The 3042-nt window shown below is 37.3% G+C and carries 4 protein-coding genes and 1 pseudogene; 3 read left to right on the forward strand and 2 right to left on the reverse strand.

The window, feature by feature from the left end; genetic code table 11:
- Positions 1-354 (reverse strand): annotated as a pseudogene (locus Q0541_RS09155) (ISH3 family transposase); the annotation flags it as partial.
- Between the two features lie 312 nt (positions 355-666).
- On the opposite strand from Q0541_RS09155, the gene Q0541_RS09160 reads away from it, so the two are divergent.
- Positions 667-1011 (forward strand): hypothetical protein, encoded by a 345-nt coding sequence (locus Q0541_RS09160; RefSeq protein ID WP_298908590.1) that lies wholly within the window; start codon positions 667-669, stop codon positions 1009-1011.
- A 201-nt stretch (positions 1012-1212) separates the two neighbouring features.
- Here Q0541_RS09160 and Q0541_RS09165 read toward each other — a convergent pair whose 3' ends face one another.
- Positions 1213-1554, reverse strand: a complete 342-nt coding sequence (locus Q0541_RS09165; RefSeq protein WP_298908594.1) for a hypothetical protein — start codon at positions 1552-1554, stop codon at positions 1213-1215.
- Here Q0541_RS09165 and Q0541_RS09170 point away from each other — a divergent pair.
- Both Q0541_RS09170 and Q0541_RS09175 read left to right on the forward strand, forming a co-directional pair.
- The gene (locus Q0541_RS09170) at positions 1545-1991 is read left to right on the forward strand and encodes a hypothetical protein (protein ID WP_298908596.1); all 447 of its coding nucleotides are present in this window, start codon (positions 1545-1547) and stop codon (positions 1989-1991) included. The two genes, Q0541_RS09165 and Q0541_RS09170, sit on opposite strands and share 10 nt — an antisense overlap.
- 287 nt (positions 1992-2278) lie before the next feature.
- On the forward strand, positions 2279-2449 hold the full coding sequence (locus Q0541_RS09175) for a hypothetical protein (protein WP_298908599.1): 171 nt from the start codon (positions 2279-2281) through the stop codon (positions 2447-2449).
- Positions 2450-3042: the final 593 nt, after the last annotated feature.

Genomic DNA, 3042 nt, shown 5'->3' on the forward strand with positions numbered 1-3042 from the left:
CTCACCATAGTAGCAGATTAAATTTAAATCAATCGCTATTTTTAAGCAACATTTTTTCAATCCCAAAGGAATTCGGCTTTTCAATGCATGATTAGTTTGGGTCTCTAATTCATCAAAATTATTAAGTTTGTTGAGATGATATCTAATATCATTCGCTGGAGGAATATTTTTTAAAAGTTTAGCTGTATTCTCGATACTATCTTCACTGCTAGCTGCCTTTATGAGAATCTCGAATAAAGTTTGTTGGTCACATACCCCTTGCGTTTCAATGGAAAAATTTTCTACTAAACACTCAATAACCTCATCAAGAGTTTCTGAATCTGTTATAGCTAGTTCTGATGATGAAACGCTCAATTTTTTTTGTCAATATACTACATACTACTCTGATCATTTCATTTTTTAAACCCTTTAAAAAAAATATAAGCATTAATTATATACTAAGTAGTTTATAGCACTTTAGACTAAGTATACTTAATTAGCGATCGCTCTTTGGGAAAAACTTTTTGGTTTACTGATACTAAAACTTCCAGCTTTTACATAGACACTGCCATGATGTCAAAACAACTGAAGATGGTTCAATTGGAGGTACGTATGACAAACGCCAAATCATTGAGGAGCCGGATGAAGCGAAAGTTTCAAGTCCGGTTTTGAAGACGAGCGGTTCTCGTGAGGGAATCGTTTAGTTTAACTGTTCTGAATGTTAAGACTAAGGACATACCCAAGGTTCCAGTCTTAGAAAGCGAAATTCTGACAGCAACTCTCGCACCAGGAGAAATAAGTATTTGGCATACATATGCCTCACCTGTATTTGCTTATACAATTAGCGGTTCATATTCAGTAGACTTTCAATCTGGAGAGCCTTCAATTATAGTTCCTGCTGGGAAAGCAATTATCGAACCAATTAATCTTGTTGTTCGTGCGAGAAATACTAGTACAACAGAACCTGCGTCACTGGTCTTGTTTCAGCTGAGAAAACCAGGAACAGCCTTCTTAGACCCAGTTAATAAGTAAATTATTTCATTTTTGCTAGTCAAAATACAAAATTAGATATGAGGTGATATTTTCGATAATTTCACAATGAATGGGACATGCTCCTGCTCAATACTGAGAATTAAACCTCTTCCTAAGTACGCAAGGAAGTTAATCTGTTTAAAGTTAAGGATGAGCAGAGATTTGTCCCAAAACTGATTGAGAGGAAATTAATATCTGAATCTAGCGGTATGTAGCAGTTCCTTTCAGTACAAAGCCCTGATATGACTGTAATTGTCCAAACAATGGTCTCTTAATAAATCCTGTTGTTTCTTGAGTAGTTAGAATCGCTTGAGTTTGAACAGGAGTTTCTTTACTACCGATAAGTAGGTTAACAGTAGGTAAGAGGAAGCTGAGTCTGACTATATTTCCTTCGAAATCAGGGTTTGGTGGCTTGCTAATGATTACCGTGATCAATGTACCGATATCAGTGGCTAATGTCTGAATTTCACCACCACTAAAATGTCGGGAAATTTTTTCAGTTTTGTAATCAAGCTGTGGAAGTCCATTCAGGATTGAATACAAAATATAAGTACCTTCGCCCTGAAGTTCAAACTCATTTGGTCTTAGACATAAATAATCCTGTTGAACCCTCTAACGGCGACTACTTAACAAAAAGTTATCATGGAGTATCACTATCAGAAGCGATCGCTGCTTATTCTCCTAAGGCTAAGGTAGTGAAAACGTTTAATATGTGTCAGGCAAAAGTTTGGCAGATGCAGCCGCCTACTTTCGATGGTCGGCTCTTAGTAACGCTCTATTGTGGCGACAATGCCCAGGCCAAACGTCAAGTGGCTTCGCTGATTGAAGATGTTGGCAGTGAGCCGGTCGATTTGGGGGAGTTAAAGTACGCTCGGTTGGTAGAGGCTGCCGCAGCGATTGTGATTAAACTGCTGTTTTCTGGTCGCGATCCTTATACTGTTCTTAACCTGATTCAACCAGAAATCAAACCGATTTCTTAACAAAGCAAAATTGTGATGCAATTGAGCAAGCAGGAATTAAAAATAAAGCAGTAAGAAAGAGTGATCCGCTATCGCCAGGGCGAACACATCATGTCAATAAGACTACTATCTTCTCAATAAACCAAAACTAATCTCATTAAGTCTTGTTTATTGACAAAGGATTAAGCGATCGCTTTGAGGGTTGGAAAACAAATCAAACGATAAATGCTGATTTTTCGTTGATTTTTAACCTCAGTGGTAAAAAAGTATAATTTAAACGTGTTAGCCCTGAACCATTTACTGATTTTATGCCTGATCCTGGTTGCCGCCTCGTCATACTCAATTCGGAAAAATTTGAATCATTATCAGAGTCAATTCAAACCATAGTGCAGCAAGCTTTTGATATTAGGGAAAGTAGTGGGACAGAGGCACAAAGGATAAATGATGCGTTGCTGCAAGAGTTGATGTTTCAGGAGTAAATAAAAAATTGGAATGTGATGGAGTACCCGCACGCCAACTATTGGAGACGCTTTGCTCCCGCTTGCTTTTCCCCACAACTGGATGGAGTTAAACCTGTTAGCAGCTTACTAGAGTGATCGCTGCTGCATTTTTGGGCATTTTAAAATAGCGTTTACTGAAGAAAGCTATGTTTAAAGGATTTGGTCGCAGTAAGAAAAAACCAGTTCTTGAGGAAAGTAGACCTCTTGCAAAAAAGTTTTGTGGTATGATTAGGGATTTTATAAAAAATCCATATCAGAATCTATACAGAGAACTTTTGTTACCTCATTGGGATGTTTGATAGAGATAGAAAGCAAATTTTGATAACCCATTATTGTACCATAATTTATTTTTGCAAGAGGTCTAATGAACTGACTACAGGTATTGTGGGTAACAACGCGATTTTGTGAGGTCGGCCAAAAAAGGTGCGTTCACGCAGTGTACCCCAGGTATCGCTAAAACCTACATTTGTGTATGAGGTAATTTTATTTGCAATTACTATACGTAATTGCACTAGAAATCATCTTGATGAGATATCTCAAAAAGATTGCTAGTAAATTATTTGACGATTATT

The organism is uncultured Nostoc sp., from assembly GCF_937863485.1.
Classification (GTDB): domain Bacteria; phylum Cyanobacteriota; class Cyanobacteriia; order Cyanobacteriales; family Nostocaceae; genus Nostoc.

Excerpts from the sequence above, each read along its gene's own strand:
- Q0541_RS09175 (WP_298908599.1), top strand. The coding sequence starts at position 2,279 with ATGCCTGATCCTGGTTGCCGCCTCGTCATACTCAATTCGGAAAAATTT.